General features: G+C 41.7%; 18 protein-coding genes. 14 read left to right on the plus strand and 4 right to left on the minus strand.

Going from position 1 to position 16,548, the window contains the following annotated elements:
* The first annotated feature begins 5 nt into the window (after nt 1–5).
* The 8 genes from C0V77_RS00430 (at nt 6) to C0V77_RS00465 (ending at nt 6,912) form a co-directional block, all read left to right on the plus strand.
* Entirely contained in the window at nt 6–671 is a 666-nt protein-coding gene (locus C0V77_RS00430) for an acetyltransferase (RefSeq protein ID WP_101724345.1), read from the plus strand.
* A gap of 141 nt (nt 672–812) precedes the next feature.
* Nucleotides 813–1,700: a class I SAM-dependent methyltransferase gene (locus tag C0V77_RS00435; RefSeq protein ID WP_101724346.1), complete on the plus strand. Its 888-nt coding sequence runs from the start codon at nt 813–815 to the stop codon at nt 1,698–1,700.
* The gene (locus tag C0V77_RS00440; protein WP_101724347.1) at nt 1,700–1,990 is read left to right on the plus strand and encodes a nucleotidyltransferase family protein; all 291 of its coding nucleotides are present in this window, start codon (nt 1,700–1,702) and stop codon (nt 1,988–1,990) included. Before C0V77_RS00435 ends, C0V77_RS00440 begins: the two co-directional genes overlap by 1 nt.
* Entirely contained in the window at nt 1,980–2,330 is a 351-nt protein-coding gene (locus C0V77_RS00445) for a DUF86 domain-containing protein (RefSeq protein WP_101724348.1), read from the plus strand. Before C0V77_RS00440 ends, C0V77_RS00445 begins: the two co-directional genes overlap by 11 nt.
* A 17-nt stretch (nt 2,331–2,347) precedes the next feature.
* Nucleotides 2,348–3,280 carry a sialidase family protein gene (locus C0V77_RS00450; protein WP_101724999.1) on the plus strand — a complete coding sequence of 311 codons (933 nt, stop codon included), beginning with the start codon at nt 2,348–2,350 and terminating at the stop codon, nt 3,278–3,280.
* Between the two features lie 91 nt (nt 3,281–3,371).
* The gene (locus C0V77_RS00455; protein ID WP_101725000.1) at nt 3,372–4,178 is read left to right on the plus strand and encodes a phytanoyl-CoA dioxygenase family protein; all 807 of its coding nucleotides are present in this window, start codon (nt 3,372–3,374) and stop codon (nt 4,176–4,178) included.
* Between the two features lie 231 nt (nt 4,179–4,409).
* A complete protein-coding gene (locus C0V77_RS00460; protein ID WP_143705979.1) occupies nt 4,410–4,790 on the plus strand; it encodes an FtsL-like putative cell division protein in 381 nt (126 codons plus the stop codon).
* Between the two features lie 28 nt (nt 4,791–4,818).
* On the plus strand, nt 4,819–6,912 hold the full coding sequence (locus C0V77_RS00465) for a penicillin-binding transpeptidase domain-containing protein (RefSeq protein ID WP_101724350.1): 2,094 nt from the start codon (nt 4,819–4,821) through the stop codon (nt 6,910–6,912).
* A gap of 20 nt (nt 6,913–6,932) precedes the next feature.
* Here the strand turns inward: C0V77_RS00465 and C0V77_RS00470 are convergent, their stop codons facing one another.
* On the minus strand, nt 6,933–7,916 hold the full coding sequence (locus C0V77_RS00470; RefSeq protein WP_101724351.1) for a YpdA family putative bacillithiol disulfide reductase: 984 nt from the start codon (nt 7,914–7,916) through the stop codon (nt 6,933–6,935).
* A 241-nt stretch (nt 7,917–8,157) separates the two neighbouring features.
* Between C0V77_RS00470 and rseP the strand changes: the two genes are divergently transcribed.
* The 4 genes from rseP (at nt 8,158) to C0V77_RS00490 (ending at nt 12,638) form a co-directional block, all read left to right on the plus strand.
* Nucleotides 8,158–9,492: an RIP metalloprotease RseP gene (rseP, locus tag C0V77_RS00475; RefSeq protein WP_101724352.1), complete on the plus strand. Its 1,335-nt coding sequence runs from the start codon at nt 8,158–8,160 to the stop codon at nt 9,490–9,492.
* Between the two features lie 51 nt (nt 9,493–9,543).
* A complete protein-coding gene (locus C0V77_RS00480) occupies nt 9,544–10,068 on the plus strand; it encodes a DUF6702 family protein (protein ID WP_101724353.1) in 525 nt (174 codons plus the stop codon).
* A 56-nt stretch (nt 10,069–10,124) separates the two neighbouring features.
* Nucleotides 10,125–11,024, plus strand: a complete 900-nt coding sequence (locus C0V77_RS00485) for a DUF1080 domain-containing protein (protein ID WP_101724354.1) — start codon at nt 10,125–10,127, stop codon at nt 11,022–11,024.
* A 333-nt stretch (nt 11,025–11,357) separates the two neighbouring features.
* The gene (locus tag C0V77_RS00490) at nt 11,358–12,638 is read left to right on the plus strand and encodes a hypothetical protein (protein WP_158237854.1); all 1,281 of its coding nucleotides are present in this window, start codon (nt 11,358–11,360) and stop codon (nt 12,636–12,638) included.
* An 11-nt stretch (nt 12,639–12,649) separates the two neighbouring features.
* On the opposite strand, the gene C0V77_RS00495 is transcribed toward C0V77_RS00490, so the two are convergent.
* Nucleotides 12,650–13,249, minus strand: a complete 600-nt coding sequence (locus C0V77_RS00495; protein ID WP_101724356.1) for a hypothetical protein — start codon at nt 13,247–13,249, stop codon at nt 12,650–12,652.
* Between the two features lie 210 nt (nt 13,250–13,459).
* Between C0V77_RS00495 and C0V77_RS00500 the strand changes: the two genes are divergently transcribed.
* Together C0V77_RS00500 and C0V77_RS00505 are read left to right on the plus strand one after the other, a co-directional pair.
* Nucleotides 13,460–13,762, plus strand: a complete 303-nt coding sequence (locus C0V77_RS00500) for a hypothetical protein (protein ID WP_101724357.1) — start codon at nt 13,460–13,462, stop codon at nt 13,760–13,762.
* Complete coding sequence (locus C0V77_RS00505) at nt 13,759–14,427, plus strand: ATP-binding cassette domain-containing protein (protein ID WP_101724358.1); 669 nt, start codon at nt 13,759–13,761, stop codon at nt 14,425–14,427. Before C0V77_RS00500 ends, C0V77_RS00505 begins: the two co-directional genes overlap by 4 nt.
* Here the strand turns inward: C0V77_RS00505 and C0V77_RS00510 are convergent.
* Nucleotides 14,424–15,113 carry an SAM-dependent methyltransferase gene (locus tag C0V77_RS00510; protein ID WP_101724359.1) on the minus strand — a complete coding sequence of 230 codons (690 nt, stop codon included), beginning with the start codon at nt 15,111–15,113 and terminating at the stop codon, nt 14,424–14,426. The genes C0V77_RS00505 and C0V77_RS00510 overlap by 4 nt on opposite strands.
* A gap of 59 nt (nt 15,114–15,172) precedes the next feature.
* Nucleotides 15,173–16,477 (minus strand): DUF5690 family protein, encoded by a 1,305-nt coding sequence (locus C0V77_RS00515; RefSeq protein WP_101724360.1) that lies wholly within the window; start codon nt 16,475–16,477, stop codon nt 15,173–15,175.
* Nucleotides 16,478–16,548 lie beyond the last annotated feature (71 nt).

Here is a 16,548-nt window from a genome sequence, read left to right on the forward strand (position 1 = left end):
CCAAAATGGCAAAAGTAGTAGTTTTCGGTACAGAATTAGTGGCAGAACTGGCCCATTATTATCTTACTCATGACTCAGAACATGAGATAGTAGCCTTCACAAAAAACAGAGATTACATAAAAGAAGGTGAAACTACTTTCTGTGGTATTCAGCTGGTAGCATTTGAAGATGTGCCTGCTTTGTTCCCTCCTGCAGAATACAAGTTCTTTGCCCCCTTGAGCGAACGTAAAATGAATCAGATCCGGGCTAAAATCTACGGAGAAATAAAAGCGCTGGGTTATGAGTGTATCTCTTACATCAGCTCTAAAGCCACCGTTTTAACCGACCAGATTGGAGAAAACTGCTTTATACTGGAAGATAACACCATTCAGCCTTTTGTAAAAATAGGCAATAATGTGGTGCTTTGGAGCGGTAACCACATCGGGCATCATGGCGAAATCAGAGACCATGTCTATTTCACTTCTCACGTGGTGTTATCGGGTAGATGTCTGGTCGGAGAATACTCATTCTTTGGTGTCAACGCTACCATCCGCGACGGCTGTACATTAGGCGAAGGTACACTGATAGCCATGGGAGCCAACCTGACCAAAACCAAAACTGAGCCGTGGAGTATCTGGAAAGGAAATCCGGCCGTAAAAGCGGAGGTTTCCAGTAAGGATATTAATTTGTAATTACTATTTAGTGCCATTTACTTGTTGGCCTTTCTAACAGGTTTTTACAGATAAACCGCCCAATAGAATAAACCGGTTATACATGGTTTTTTCATTAAAAATCTTGAACTTTGACGCTTTAAATCAGAATATACATCGATAATGACTCAATTTTTTGACCAGCTTATTTGCCCGAAAACCAGAACCAAACTTGTTGTATCGGCCGACGGCAAAACCCTTCACAATACCTCTCAGGAAGAACCAATCTCTTATGATATAAACAACATTGTAGACCTGGTTTATCCGAAAGAACTCTTCGAGCAAGACCGCAAAGAACAGGTAGCCTATAATGGTGCCCACTTGCGTTACGACCGTGGGGTTTCATGGGTTTTTCAGTCTTTACATGCCAATGAGGCCGCCACACGTAAACTCATGATTGGCTTGTTGAAATTGAAACCCGGCATGAAAGTTCTGGAAGTGGGCGCTGGTACAGGAAAAGATTCAGCCTTTATTATTGACAAAATCACTCCTGGGGGACACGCCGTTTTATCTGACCTATCTCCTGCCATGCTTGGGCATGCTAAAGAGAAGTTTGCTGATAAAAAGGATGTAAAAATTGATTACTTCATAGGTAATGGCTCCTATCTGCCGTTTGAAGACAATTTCTTTGATGCCGTTTTTCATTTTGGTGGCATCAATACCTTTGCTGAAAGAGCCAAGGCATTTGAAGAGTTTAACCGTGTAGTTAAAATTGGTGGCAGAGTAGTTGTAGGTGACGAAAGCGTAGGTGCCTGGCTGAGAGACCAGAAAACCTATCAGATTCTGATGGATGCTAACCCCATGTTTGCTGACCAGGTGCCTTTGCAGGACTTACCTAAAAACGTAAAAGATGTAAAACTGCAATGGATTTTCGGTAACGGCTATTATGTGCTGGAGTTCAAAAAGACCAAAAAAGCCCCGACTGTAAATGTAAATCTGCAAATACCGGGCAAAGACTTTAAAGACAACTGGAGAATTAGGGCGGAGAGGAATAGGAAAGCGAATAAGTAATGCATACACGAACTATCAATATCATCAGAAACTATTTTCGTAACAAACCGGTACGAAAGGCTTATATTTTTGGCTCTTATGCCCGAAATGAACAATCAAAAGATAGTGATTTAGATATATTGGTAGACATTGATTCAAATGAAAATGTAAGTCTTTTTGAGTTTGGGCGGATGCTTGAAGACCTGAAAGAACTACTTAAAGTTGATATCGATTTAGTTGCTGAAGACGGCTTATCAAAGCACATCAAACCTTTTATTGATAAAGATAAAATCTTGATTTATGAAAGGTAGATTTGGAGACGTACAAAGAGCGCAGCATATTTTAGATGCTATTAAAGAAATAGAAAGTTTTGTAGGGACACTCAATTATGAGGAATTTCAGGCAAGCTCTCTTATTCGCTCTGCTACTGAACGTCAATTAATAACAATCGGTGAAGCATCCTGGCACTTATCTGATGAAGTAAAAAATAAGTACGACGAAATAGACTGGCGAGGTATTAAAGGCTTTAGGAATATTATAACACACGAATATTTTGGTATTTCTGTTAAAATGGTTTGGGTTGTTCTCATTAACGAACTACCAAAATTGAAACAGGTCGCCGAGAAAATAATAAAAGAAATAGGGGAATAAACATGGCTAACGCAAATATCTGGCAAAAAAAAGGAGTAATATACAAACCCGACGGAACATTGGTTCATAGCCGTTCGCATGCGCAGGTGCCGTATGCTTATAAACATAATGACTTTTTAAGAGTTTACTTTTCATCAAGAGATGATCACGGCCAATCACGCCCGACATTCATTGATGTGGACTATGACGACCCGACGAAGATTCTCTATATACACGACACCTTCGTTCTTGATTTAGGCGGGCCGGGCGAATATGACGAAACAGGTGCCATGCCTTCATGGTTTGTGCCGCAAGCCAATGGTGATATCTGGTTATATTATACCGGCTGGAACCGTACCCATAATTCATACCGGCTGTCAATGGGTTTGTCAGTTAGTACTGATGGTGGCATAACGTTCAAGAAAATGTTCCGCGGGCCTATTATGGACCGCTCTATTCATAACCCTATCTGGGCAGCACAGCCATCGGTAATGTATGTAAATGGCCGCTGGATGATGTGGTACATATCAGGCCAGAAATGTGAGTATATTCACGGATACCCTGAGCCCTATTACGATTGCCGCGTGGCGGTTTCAGATGATGGCATTAAATGGGAACCAACCGGCGATGTGGCCTTGCCTTTTGATGATTTTCTGCATGCCGTTGGCCGCCCGAGTGTATTTTTTGAAGATGGTATTTTTAAAATGTACTACTCTTATCGCCACACCCGCGATTATCGCACAGACCGTAACCAAGGCTATCGCTTAGGTTATGCTGAGTCAAAAGACGGATTCAAGTGGGACCGCAAAGATAATCTGGTTGGTATTCACAAGTCTGAGAACCCCGATGATTTCGACTATCAAATGATAGATTATGCCTATTGCTACGAACACAATAACAAAAAATATCTGTTATATAACGGCAACGGTTTCGGAGCCGCAGGTTTTGGCTATGCCGTTCGGGAAAAATAATGATTTTCTGATGAGCATCATTTTTGGAGCTTACCACAGCATCTAATTTTGCCCTGTTGTTTTATTTTTGATGTTTAAAGCGAAGGTTACCATGAAAGAACAATTCAATAAAGACGGTTATATAATAATCAAGAATTTCTTTAATAAAGAAGAAATAGCACTTATATATACCGAAGCCCGTAAACTCTTTGCCATACAAATAGAAAGAGTATTGGGTAAAAAAGTAGATATCAATAACAAAGATGAGTTTGAGCAGGCCATGTTTGATTTTTTTGAGGCCGATTTCACCACTTTTGTTAATACGGGTAAGCAGGTGCAACATCTGATTTCTCTTCACCGGCTGGGTACTGACCCTAAAATTGTTGATTTGTTAAAGTCAATTGGTTACGACTTCCCCATTATCGGTGTTCGCCCGGCCATGCAGTTCAACAGCCGTTATTTGTCAAAAGGTGGCAGCCACTGGAAACTGGGCGCGCATCAGGACTGGCGTACGGGCCAGGGTTCGCTTGACAGCATTGTGATGTGGTTCCCTTTGGTAGACTGTGGAGAAGCCCTTGGTTCATTGCAAATTCTGCCTGCCAGCCATAAAGATGGTTTGCTGAAAGCCGATACCTCCGGCTATCTGGGTAGTATACAGGAAGACCTGCCCGAAGAACAATATGTACAAACTGAATTTGAAGTAGGCGACCTACTGGTTTTCTCTGCTTTTCTGGTTCACCGCTCGGGCGAAAACATTACTAAAAACATCCGCTGGTCGGTTCAGTTGCGTTATAATAACATTGCAGAGGGCACATTCCAGGAGAGAGGCTTCCCGATGCCGTATATCTATAAGCCGGAAGCTGATTTGGTTACGCCGAATTTTCCGGAAAAGCAACACCTGGAAACAGTTTTCGCTTAAAGGCAATCAACCGGCGGTAAGTTTAATACCGTTTAATCATATTCAGTGTTATTTTTGAAGAATAACTGCTAAAAATCGTTCTTGAAAAGGAACGATTTTTTTTATCGGTGTCTCCTTTATTCTGATATTAAATTTCATAAAAACCGTTTGTCTATTTCTGAAAATTATCAGATATTTCATACATTTGTTTTACAATCGTGCTTTTATAATAAAACCATAAATACTACCGGAATGGCAACTAATACTTTTCGCCACCGTCCTGCTCCGTCTGTGCCCAAGGCTGCGCCTAAGGCCGGGCTGTTCGATAATATCAATTCATGGCTAAAAAATCGGCTGCATTTAGGAGACGCGCTCCCTACCGAAACGCTCAAACGTATTGTATGGCTGGGTGCATTGGGTATTTTTTATATCTATATTCAGCATAGCTATGAAGGTTTTATTAAAAAAATTGAGAAGACCCGCCTGGATATGGAAGAAAGACGCGCCGAGTATATATCGCAGAAATCGCGTTACATGTATGCCAGCAAGCAGTCGGAAATTGCCAGGAAACTATCAGACAAAGGCTTGGAAGACAACATAACGCCGCCAAACAAAATAGTAGTAAAAGAATAACAGGCCGATTACAACCATCAATAAAGTCATGTCAGCTAAGCCCTCTATCCGTGAAGAAATTCAATGGCGAGCCAAACTTACGTTTGGTTTGGTATTTGTAATTGGCACATTGATAGCCGCTCAGATATTTGTGGTACAGAATTTCCAGAAAAAAAAATGGATGGATAAAGTTGCCAAAGTGCAACGCAAACCCATGAAAATAAAAGCTACCCGCGGCAATATTTATGCTGCAGATGGCAGTAGCCTTCTGGCCACCTCTGTTCCCCGATACAGGGTAGGTATTGATGTAACCCGCGCCAAGCCCAAATACCTGAATGCCCAGCTTGATTCTCTTACCCATTTAATGGCCGGTTTTTTTCAGGACCGCACCGCAAGGCAGTATCGTGAACTGATAATGAATGCCCGCAAAGGCGGCAAAGTACACTTTGTTGTTTTGGGTGACCGACTGGTAGATTTTACGGAAATGGAAAAAATAAAAAAATTTCCGTTTTTCCGTGAAGGGCCTATGAAAGGCGGTGGCAAGTTTGAGCAACTCAACCGGCGGGTAATGCCTTTTGATGACATGGCCCTGAGGTCTATTGGTAAACTAGACCGCGATACCCAAACCAAAGGAGATTTCGGTATTGAGTTCAGCTTTAATAATTATCTGGCCGGTCGAGACGGCGTAGGCCTTTTTCAGCGTTTGGCAGGGGGTGTATGGAAACCGGTTGAAGACTCTCCGGATGTACGTCCGGAATCAGGCCAAGACGTAGTAACTACCATAGACATTAATTTTCAGGACATTGTAGAGAGTTCATTACGCAATCAGGTAATGAGTACCAATGCCAAGTATGGTTCAGCCATTGTAATGGAAGTAGCCACAGGGCAAATCAAGGCCATTACCAACCTATCGCGCAGAAATAAAAACGACCAGACCTATTACACAGAAGACTTTAATTATGCCGTAAAAGGAGGTACCGACCCGGGTTCTACATTTAAACTGGCAACTATGGTGGCCATTCTTGAAAAAAGTCATTTAAACCCCAATGATTTTGGTGCAACCTGCGATGGGTCTGTCAGACATAACAATATTGAACTAACCTGCGACGCCAAACATGGCAGCCAGACGGTGCAACAGATTTTTGAAAATTCTTGTAATGTAGGCATTTATAATCTTGTAAAGCAGCATTTTGGGTTTTCAAGAGCTAATAATTTTGTTGCCTACCTGAGCAGGCTGAAGCTGGATAAACCGGTAGGGTTTCAGTTAAGAGGCGAAACCGACCCGATTATTAAAGACAGTAAAAGCTCTACTTTCAGCTCTACAACAATACCCTGGATGGCCATAGGCTATGAAAGCCGCCTTACCCCCTTGCAAATGCTTACATTTTACAATGCCATTGCTAACGGAGGCAAATGGGTACAACCCTATATTGTAAAAGAAATAAGAGAAGCAGACAGGGTTCTTGAACGGTTTGAGGGAAAAAAAGACGGACAGATTTGCTCTGACCGCACGATTAAAATAGTGCACCAGATGATGAAAGGCGTGGTTGAAAACGGAACAGCCCAAAACATTAACACGGGTTTTTGTAAAGTGGCAGGTAAAACCGGCACTTCGCAAAAAAGAGAAAACGGATACGTTAAAGGGCAGTATTATACCGCTTTCATAGGCTTTTTTCCGGCAGACAACCCCAGATACAGCTGTGCCGTAATTATTGACGAGCCACAGGGTATTAACGTGCATGCCCGGGATGTGGCCGCTCCGGTGTTCCGTACTATTGCCGACAAAATTTTTGCCTATGACGTGGCCATGCACCCTCCTAAAAACAAAAATGCGAACGTACAGAACATAACATCGCACGAGCAAAGTGGATATTCGGAGGATTTCAGAGCAGTAAGCGAGACCCTCGGGCTTGAAAATGTGCCTGCCAGCGCCGGATGGACAAAGGCCGTAAAAAACGGCAGCAACATCACCTGGCGCAAAATCAATGAAAATGAGGACATCCCCAATGTATCTGGTATGACCCTGCGAGACGCCATTTATCTTTTAGAAAACAAAGGCTTTAAAGTACAATATACTGGGTTGGGCAAAGTAGCCGACTATGCCATTATCCAACCAAAGGTGGTGTCATTAATACTTCAGTAATCTATATTAAAAACCCCGGCTTACAAGGCAGGGGTTTTTAATATCTTCTGAACAATTTTCTCAGCATGTATTCTTGAGTTTTCAATGAAAAGGCTGTGGGTGTCCATTCCTCCGCATATTACCCCGGCCAGATACACATTTTTCATATTGGTTTCCATTGTGTCATCATTATACTCAGGTTTCATAATTTCATCTGCCGAAAGGTTAATACCTATTTTTTTCAGAAACGGCAGGTTAGGCTGGTAACCAGTCATAGAAATCACCCAGTCGTTTTCAATGGTCACAATTCCCTCAGGAGTTCTGATATCTACCTCATAATCACGTATTTCTTCAACCTCAGCATTAAAAAACGCTTTTACTGACCCCTCCTTAATTCTGTTTTCAATATCCGGCTTTGCCCAATACTTTACTCTTTTGCCTATTTCATCCTTCCTGATAACCATTGTTACCTCGGCTCCCTTCCTCCATGTTTCCAAAGCGGCATCAACGGCCGAATTATTTGCACCAATCACAAGCACTTTCTGAAATGCATAAAAATGCGGGTCTTTATAATAATGCGTTACCTTTGGCAACTCTTCGCCTTTTACCCCCAACTTCTGCGGAATATCATAAAACCCCGACGCAATAATAATATGTTCGGTTTCATAAGTATTCTTTTTACTGATTACCATGTAAGTACTTCTGCCTGCACCGGGTACTACCTCCTGCACCTCTTCAAAAAGTTTTATATTCAGCTTTTTATGCGCAGCCACCCGTCTGTAATATTCCAGCGCTTCGCTACGGGTAGGTTTGGCATTGTTTGATACAAATGGCACCTCTCCTATCTCAAGCCGCTCAGAGGTGCTGAAAAAAGTCATGTTTGCCGGATAATTATATAAAGAATTAACCAGACAGCCTTTTTCCAGAATCAGGTACTTCAAACCTGCCTTTTGCGCCTCTAATCCGCAAGCCAGCCCAATAGGGCCACCACCAATAATTATTAAATCGTACTGTAACGGGTTCATGTATGGTAAGCTAAATTTGTATGTACTGTGTATTCTTAACAAAGTTTTAATTAAAAAACGTTCTTTTCAATAATAAGTATGCTATTTTTGAACTTACTTTCGCTAGTACAGGCAAAGCTAATCTGGTCTTTTGATGTAGCTGGCGATTATGGAACCTATCAACCCGAAATTTACGTTTGCAAAAAAGGATATTTTAAGACCGAATAACCTATATTATCTATAAAAATTATTAAATTTTCTAATGGCAGTTTTAACAATGATCGGGCAACTTTTGCTTGCCTTAACTATTCTGGTCGGATTACATGAATTTGGACACTTCATCTTCGCTCGTATTTTTGGTATTAGAGTAAATAAGTTCTATATATTTTTCGACTTCCTTTTCCCGCTTCCGAATGTGCTCAATTTTGCTTTATGGAAAAAGAAAAAAGGTGACACCGAATATGGGCTGGGCTGGTTTCCGCTGGGTGGCTATGTAGATATAGCAGGTATGATTGACGAAACCAAAGATGCATCGCAACTATCGGCAGTACCAGAGCCTTACGAGTTTCGCTCAAAACCGGCATGGCAACGTTTATTTGTTATGTTGGGGGGTATTATTGTTAATATTATTCTGGGTATTCTTATTTTCTGGGGGGTAAAATACGTTTGGGGAGATGAATACTATTCAAAAGCTGAAGTTAACAAACTGGGTATTTATGCCCACCCGCTTGCACAGGAGATAGGCCTTAAAACCGGCGACAGAATTATTAAAATAAACAATCAGGATTTTACCGATTTCAGCGAGGCACGTGCCGCTTTAATGCAGGAGAACACCTACTTTACAGTTGACAGGGGCGGGGTAATTAAAGAGATTCCAGTTCCGAATGAGCTGATAGATAAAGTTGCCAGTAAGGTACCTTTTATTGAGCCTATTATGCCGTTTACGGTTGGGCAAATTATGAAAGACTCGCCCGCTGAAAAAGCAGGATTGAAAGAAGGAGACAGAATTGTAAAGCTGGACAGCACCCCTATTACTTTCTTTCAGCAGCTACAGAACGAACTGAAAAAAGTACCCGGCAAAAAAGTGGAGTTAACCGTTGAAAGAAACAAACAACTGGTTAAACTGACCCCAACGGTTTCTAAAGAATCTACGCTTGGGTTTGGAGCCATTTCAGACCTTACTGCCAGCACCCAGAAATACAATTTCGGAGAGGCTTTCGGCGAAGGAGCCAGAGAAGCGTTATCGGTTATACCTAATCAGATAAAAGGCTTTGGCCGTATATTTAAAGGGCATATTTCTGCCGGCAATGCTGTAAGCGGCCCGGTTGGTCTTGCACGTTACTTTGGTGGCTATTGGGACTGGCAGAGATTCTGGGGTCTAACAGGCTTGCTTTCTATGGGGCTGGCATTTATGAACGCCCTACCCATACCTGCTCTTGACGGTGGGCATGTAATTGTATTGTTATACGAAATGATTACCCGACGTAAGCCGTCTGAAAAGTTTATGGAGCGCACGCAACAGGTTGGCACATTCATTCTGCTAACCCTGATGGTGCTTGTACTCTTCAACGATACTTTCAAGGCATTGTTTAAATAAAATCATTCAGCCCGGGCAGGTAACTACCCGGGTTTTCTTTCATTTATACACATGCAGTTTTTAATACACTTCATACTTACACTATCAGTACTGTTGGTTCCGTCAGAAATTCAAAAAAACCGGAAGGCTACTACCCTGCATGCTTTTCATACCTCATTAACTGAAATACAGTACAATGCCAGAGAGAAATCGCTTGAGGTAACTATCCGTATGTTTACCGACGACCTCGAAAGCGCACTAACCAAACTTAACAATGGCCAAAAAGTTATGATTGGGGGTAAAAACGATAATAGCGATGCCCTGCTAAGTAAATATGTGCAACAACATTTTGCCATTATAAGCCCACAGAAACAGAAAAAATCCATGCAGTATCTGGGCAAAGAGCCTGAAGGCGATGCCACCTGGGTTTATATTGAAATACCCGAAGGGCAAACGCTTAAAGACCACACCATTTATAATGACCTGATGCAGGAGTTATTTGACGACCAGACCAACCTGATTAACTTATTCTACGGCAGCCATAAAAAAACCTTTCTCTTCAACTCAAAAATCAAGAGTGCAGCCATTGAGTTTTGATTTTTAGCATACACTTTAATACCTTTAAGGAATCAACCTTATCTGTAATAATATCTATGAAAAATCCACTCCTACTCTTGATTTTTGCCACCATTTGTCTGGCTGCTACTGCGCAAAAAAATAACCCCAAAAAAGAAGAATGGGAGCAAATGTTTAATGGCAAAGACCTGAACGGTTGGGACATTAAAATTGCAGGCCAACCGCTAAACGATAATTACAAGAATACTTTTAGAGTAAAAGAGGGTATTCTTCAGATAGCGTATGACGAATACGAAGCCTTTAACGGAAAATACGGCCATTTATACTACAATAAGCCATATTCTTATTACAAACTTCGTTTTCAGTACCGTTTTGTAGGTAACCAGACCAAAGGCGGTGCCTCATGGAATGTCCGGAACAGCGGTGTGATGTTGCACTCACAATCAGCAGCCAGTTTGTCTTTCGGACAAGACTTCCCCGTTTCTCTTGAACTACAAATGCTGGGAGGCTTAGGCAAAGGCGAGCGTCATACGGCTAATCTTTGTACGCCAGGCACGCAGGTTTATATAAAAGGCAAACTGAATACCCAACATTGCATTGACTCGTGGTCTAAAACTTATGACGGCGACCAATGGGTAACCATAGAAGCGCTGGTGCTGGGTGACTCGCTGATACAACACCGGATAGATAATAAAGTTGTTTTTGAATATGAAAGGCCTCAGATTGGCGGTGGCTTTGTAAGCAACGATTATAGCTGGAAAGACGCCCACGTGGATGAGGCCGCGGCTCAGGAATGGATTAAGAAAGATGGAACACCTTTAACCGAAGGTTATATAGCTTTGCAGGCAGAAAGCCACCCTATTGAGTTTAAAAAAGTTGAAATACTAAACCTGAAAGGCTGCATGGACCCAAAGGCGGTCAATTACAAATCTTATTATATCAAAGCTGATAACACTTTGTGTGAGTATAAGAGATAAGTACTTAGCACATAGTTTTTCATTGTTTTCATTTTTCCTGATAGTTATTCAAAGACAAACAACTAACGCTTAAACATACCCTGGCGGATTATATACATAGCCGATTTTTCACCTTACTGGTATCTTGCTTATGAGGTACAAAATAACAATCTGCTATGAATAGCGGTATTTGCCATTATACCAAACATATACTTATGCCACTTGCGGCGGGTTTATTACGTATAATCAAAAATACCTAAGTATATAATAATCAGGCGTTTAGTTGTTGAAATGTAAAATTTTACGTTTATTCGCTCTATAATATTTCAGGTTGGAACCTGAAATATTTAAAAATTGCTCAATATCATTGAATACTGGGACGCCAGGGTTATGAAAACTAAACTATTACTAACACTTCAGTTTGTTATTATTGCCGGGATTAGCCTTGCCCAGAGGAATTTTGTTAGGGGCAGGCTGATAACCGCCAAGAACGATACCCTGAGCGGATATATTGATTATAAAGAATGGATTAAGAGCCCCCTTGAGATATTTTTCAAGCGAGAACTGAACCAACCCAGTTTTGTTTACAGCAGCGCAGAACTGGACGGATTTATCATAGATTTTAATCAGGAAACTTACGCTTCATTAAGTTTTTATATCGAAAAATTCCCCCGTAACGGTAGCAAAGAGGTGTTTCCAAGCCTGGCAGCCTATGCCAACCGCAATAAAAAACTAACCCGGAGAAATGCTTTTGTAAGAGTGCTGGCATCTGGGAGAGCTATGCTTTATTACTTTGTAGATAAAGACTCGGAAGAACATTTTCTGGTAAAAGTTCATAACAGACTTGAGCCTTTGGTGTACCACATCATAGAAACCGGAAACCAGACCGCCAAATTAAAGCAGTATCAGATTCAACTGGAAGAAATGCTGGCAGATGCCTGCAAAAAGTTGCCCATTATGAATACTGATTACTATGCAAAAGACCTCAAGAACCTGATAGATAGTTATAATGATTGCTTCAGGATTGTTACACAGCCAGAAATGGGTCTCAACAACCATGGAAAATGGGAATATGGCCCCGTAGTGGGTGCCGGATATTCTCAGATTATGCATATTGTTTCAACCTCTGTGCCGCCTAATTATGTTTACGTAAAGGGTAATGGCAATTTAACGCCAGCCGGAGGAGTTTTTCTAAACTACGTATTCGGGCGTGGCCGTGGCAAATTTGCAATTGTTAATGAGTTACATACATACGCCCTGAAAAGCACAGCCACCGATGCCGAAAGTCGTTTCCGATACGATATCCGGTATCTGGGGCTTCAGAATCTGTTCAGATATACATTTTATATTGGCAAGCCTTCGGTTTATGCACTTGCAGGAATCTCAAATGCAGTGATTATTGCCGACAGAAGTGTGATTGAAGACAAAGACAGAGGTCGCACAGACCTCAACAACGCCTTTGACCGCAAAACCGAACAGGGCATAATTGCCGGTATAGGTGTAAGCAACAAGAGGTTGATACTTGAAGCACGTGGCTGCTGGGGTAACGGCTTCTCGGCGCAGGTGCTTAGTTCGGCGCCAACCAATAGATATGAGTTACTGGCCAAATGGAACTTTGGTCATGTACGCCGCTAGCCGTCCATTTCTTAAACCAGCAAACCGTCGGTCAGGCTCTTCCATTGTAATTTACTGGCGCCTAAAATGCCACCAAAAGCAACAAAGGTATTTCTGATTTTATCTATTAGCCCCACACCTTCAATATTGGGTTTCTCGTTACGGCCATGCACTTCTGCTTTTAGCTTCATTTCTTTACGTTTCACAATAAAAGTATTGGTGGCGGTGTCATCAAAAAAATGGGCGGTTTCTTCTTTCCTGGTTTTTTTCTGCGGATTAGCCGAAGGCCTTATGGTTATGGAAATAAATTCCTCATGCACGCGCTCATCTTCCACGATATCTTCAATTATTACCCAATCGTACCCCTCGCCTGAGGTGTTCGTAGGGCCAGGTATTTCTATTTTTATATAATCACCTACCATGGGTAAACGGTCTGCCGGTTCAGCACGGGCGTCTAAGAGTTTAAACTTCAGATTATCGCTTCCTATTACTTCATGCCAATGGTTCACAGCCAATAGTCTTTGTTTTGAAATCTGAAATTGTGCCTTTGCCTGCTTTTCAGTTGAAAAACTCTCTTCTGATACGGTATCGTAAGATGTTCCTTCTCTTTGTGTGGGGATGACGGATTTCATAGTATGTCTATTTTAATTCTCTGTTTCAGGCATTTGATAAAACTTACCATACTTACGATAAAAACCTGTGCCAGTGCAGCCTGCGCATTGTTCAGTATCGCCATTTCACTTAAATAATGTTAAATAGCTGCTGATGCCACTGTGTTGACTTTGAGATGGAACCAATATATCCGACTTTAGCAAATGAAACCTGATTTATAAACCGACACCATGCGCAAAGTACAATTACATGCCATCTGGATTTACTATAAGGGAACAAGCCCCTTTACTTTAATGGTTAGCCTGGGGCTTTTATACACCTATCATCAGTTTAAGGATGGCGCTTCACTGTTTGTCTTTTCAAAAACCATTACGCTTGTTTTAACGGCAATTCTATTGAAATTTTATTATAAAACTGATGCGTTTCTGTTTTATGAGAACCTGGGTATCAGACAGAACCAACTTATACTTTTTACCTTGATTTTGGATTGGCTTTTATTTTTGACCGGCCTGTATTTAACTGCATTGATATGACGAAAAATCTACTTGAAGCTGACAGTATCTATCTTGAATTTGGAGCACGCAGCATTCTCTCAGATGTATATGTAAGAGCCGAAACCGGCAAGGTGACGGGTTTTCTGGGCCGTAACGGCTGCGGCAAAAGCAGCCTGATGAGAATTATATTCGGCTCGGTTCGGGGTAATTTTCAATCGGTTCGTATAAACGGCCAGTATAAACGCACGCTGTTAACTTCGCCGGGGGCTATCCGGTATCTGCCGCAAAAAGCATTTATACCCAAACATTTAAAAATTGAGCAGGTATGTAATTTGTATGAAGTGAATCTGAAAGATATTATAGAAGATTTTCCAATATTTGATAAATATAGCAAGCAGAAACTGGGGGCTCTTTCCGGTGGAGAAATAAGGCTCTTTGAGACAATGGTTATTCTGAAGTCAGCAGTAGCATTTGTTATGCTTGATGAACCCTTCTCTCATCTAATGCCTCTTCATGTTGAAAAACTGAAAGAAATAATTGCAAAAGAAAAACTTAAAAAAGGGATTATCCTTACTGACCATCTGTACCGGCATATTATGGATATGAGCGATGATCTGTATTTAATAAGAGAAGGAAAAACCTTTCAAATAAATTCACAAGATGACCTGCTACGCCACGGGTATATGCTTGAAAAGGATAACTAAAGTATCAGAAATATCGTAGGTTTTTTATGCAAATCTGGCTTTTGCTTTTTCCATTCTTTTACTGGTAGTGTTCTAATCAGTTCGTCTTCAGCTGTAATGTTGGCAGCAATGCACAGCAATGTTTCCGCACCCAGATTTTGCAGCACGTCGTCCAGCATCTGGTTGTTACGGTATGGGGTCTCCATAAATATCTGTGTCTGGCTCTTACTCTTTGCTGTTTGTTCCAGACTTTTAATGGCTTTCACTTTGGCAGCTTTTTCAATAGGCAGGTATCCATGAAAAGTAAAGCTTTGCCCGTTAAAGCCGGAAGCCATCAATGCCAGTAAAATGGAACTGGGCCCCACCAAAGGCCTGACTTTATAACCCAGTTGATGGGCAAAGCCAACAGCAACAGCACCGGGGTCGGCAATACCGGGGCAACCGGCCTCGCTTATAATGCCTGCGTCAGCTTTTAGTTTTTTCAGTTGAGCCAGTGTCTGGTCTTGTGGTGTGTCTTTGTTTAGTTCATGAAACGTAAGCTCGTCTATCACCCTCCCAACCTTCAGGCTACTGATAAACCTCCTGGCAGTACGTATATCCTCAGCAAAGAAAATATCAACCTTTGTAATTACCTCAACTATCTGGGGCGACAACACACTGGTCTGTGTGTCGGGGGCCAATATGGTCGGAATCAGAAAAATATTCATCTTATGTAACAGGTAATAAAAACGAAAGGCATATCATATCTGTATAGACAGGGCAGCCTTTATGGCTTAATTATTTCAGTTTCATCCGGTTTATCAAGAGTCAGAGCCTGATGATATTGATTGAGCCTCCACATAGATAAGCCTATTAAAACCACATAAATAACCGAAACGGCATAAGCCAAATAAATAAAGAACTCGTGATAATTGATGCTTTTCTGAAAGAAGTTCTTGTAAAACAGTACCAGAATGCTGCCCAGATATGCGTAATAATCGGCAAAGGTAATCATAAAACCCACAGTACCCGAACGTTTGAAGGCCGCAATCATCCGCTCAAAATAAAGACTATTACACATGGCATAGGCCATATACAAGCCAAGACCCAACGTGGTGAGCCAGACAACTGGCGATATTACCCCTTGCTGATATAGCAATGTACTTAGCCCAATCAGGGCTCCACCCAGAAGCATGAGACACTGAATAAGAACAAAAGCCATGTAGTTGTTCTGCACCCAGCGCATGGCGGCCATCAATAGTAACACAGCAATAGCAATGGGTATTTCTGTCTGGGTAAAAATGGCTGAGTTATTTCCATAGCCGAGGGTTTTCCATATTTCGGGGGCAAAGTTATCGCGAAACTCTCGGAAGGTTGTAAGCAAAATATAAGAGACCACAAAAATAGTAAGGGTCAGTGTAAACTCATTAATAAATGCTTGCCTGTCTGGCTTCCGCATGGGTTTTCGTTCCGACCTACTGGCTTTATCTTTCTCGCTGGGCGGCGGTATCTGTCCCATTAGCCTTACGCAACAACCAAAGGGTAGTATCATAATGGCGCAAGCTACAAATGGCATCCAGGATTCGCTTACTTCCAGCGTGGCCATAACCCATTTACCAATGCTTTTGGCAAAGCCAGAACCCATAATAAAAGACGCCGTAAGCACGGCCACAAGCAGGTCAGTTACACGCCGGCCTTCCAGAAAACCAAGCATAATACCATACACCATACCTAAAGGCAGGCTGGCCAGAAAAATAAAAAACAGATTGTAAGGCGCCGGAACCCAAGCAAAAAACAGGTAACAAACCCATGACACCAAAATAATGAACATCAGATTACGGGCTCTGGCGGCCGGTGCCAATTCAGACACATATTTGATACCCAGACCTTTAGATACTGCAAAGCCCAATACCTGAGCCGTAATAATTAGTATTTTATAATGAATGCCAAAGAAATAAAGGTCATCATAAGTAGCGGCAGTGTAGGCGCGCCTGAACGGATAAAAGCACAGATAGGTAAAAAAGGCAGCTATGGAGGTAAATACAGCAAATGCTGTTGAATTAACTGCCAAATATGCTTTAAGTTTGTTCATTTGGTATGAAGTGTAAGGTAAATCTGGAAGCACTGCTGCCGGGGGCAGAAAAGATTAATTAAATTTTCATA

Origin of the sequence: Emticicia sp. TH156 (genome assembly GCF_002855535.1) — a bacterium.
Taxonomy (GTDB): Bacteria; Bacteroidota; Bacteroidia; order Cytophagales; family Spirosomataceae; genus Emticicia; species Emticicia fluvialis.

Bases quoted from the DNA above. Each gene is read 5' to 3' on its own strand.
- C0V77_RS00430 (WP_101724345.1), top strand. From the start codon at position 6: ATGGCAAAAGTAGTAGTTTTCGGTACAGAATTAGTGGCAGAACTGGCC.
- C0V77_RS00435 (WP_101724346.1), top strand. From the start codon at position 813: ATGACTCAATTTTTTGACCAGCTTATTTGCCCGAAAACCAGAACCAAA.
- C0V77_RS00440 (WP_101724347.1), top strand. From the start codon at position 1,700: ATGCATACACGAACTATCAATATCATCAGAAACTATTTTCGTAACAAA.
- C0V77_RS00445 (WP_101724348.1), top strand. From the start codon at position 1,980: ATGAAAGGTAGATTTGGAGACGTACAAAGAGCGCAGCATATTTTAGAT.
- C0V77_RS00455 (WP_101725000.1), top strand. From the start codon at position 3,372: ATGAAAGAACAATTCAATAAAGACGGTTATATAATAATCAAGAATTTC.
- C0V77_RS00460 (WP_143705979.1), top strand. From the start codon at position 4,410: ATGGCAACTAATACTTTTCGCCACCGTCCTGCTCCGTCTGTGCCCAAG.
- C0V77_RS00465 (WP_101724350.1), top strand. From the start codon at position 4,819: ATGTCAGCTAAGCCCTCTATCCGTGAAGAAATTCAATGGCGAGCCAAA.
- C0V77_RS00470 (WP_101724351.1), bottom strand. From the start codon at position 7,916: ATGAACCCGTTACAGTACGATTTAATAATTATTGGTGGTGGCCCTATT.
- rseP (WP_101724352.1), top strand. From the start codon at position 8,158: ATGGCAGTTTTAACAATGATCGGGCAACTTTTGCTTGCCTTAACTATT.
- C0V77_RS00480 (WP_101724353.1), top strand. From the start codon at position 9,544: ATGCAGTTTTTAATACACTTCATACTTACACTATCAGTACTGTTGGTT.
- C0V77_RS00485 (WP_101724354.1), top strand. From the start codon at position 10,125: ATGAAAAATCCACTCCTACTCTTGATTTTTGCCACCATTTGTCTGGCT.
- C0V77_RS00495 (WP_101724356.1), bottom strand. From the start codon at position 13,249: ATGAAATCCGTCATCCCCACACAAAGAGAAGGAACATCTTACGATACC.
- C0V77_RS00500 (WP_101724357.1), top strand. From the start codon at position 13,460: ATGCGCAAAGTACAATTACATGCCATCTGGATTTACTATAAGGGAACA.
- C0V77_RS00505 (WP_101724358.1), top strand. From the start codon at position 13,759: ATGACGAAAAATCTACTTGAAGCTGACAGTATCTATCTTGAATTTGGA.
- C0V77_RS00510 (WP_101724359.1), bottom strand. From the start codon at position 15,113: ATGAATATTTTTCTGATTCCGACCATATTGGCCCCCGACACACAGACC.
- C0V77_RS00515 (WP_101724360.1), bottom strand. From the start codon at position 16,477: ATGAACAAACTTAAAGCATATTTGGCAGTTAATTCAACAGCATTTGCT.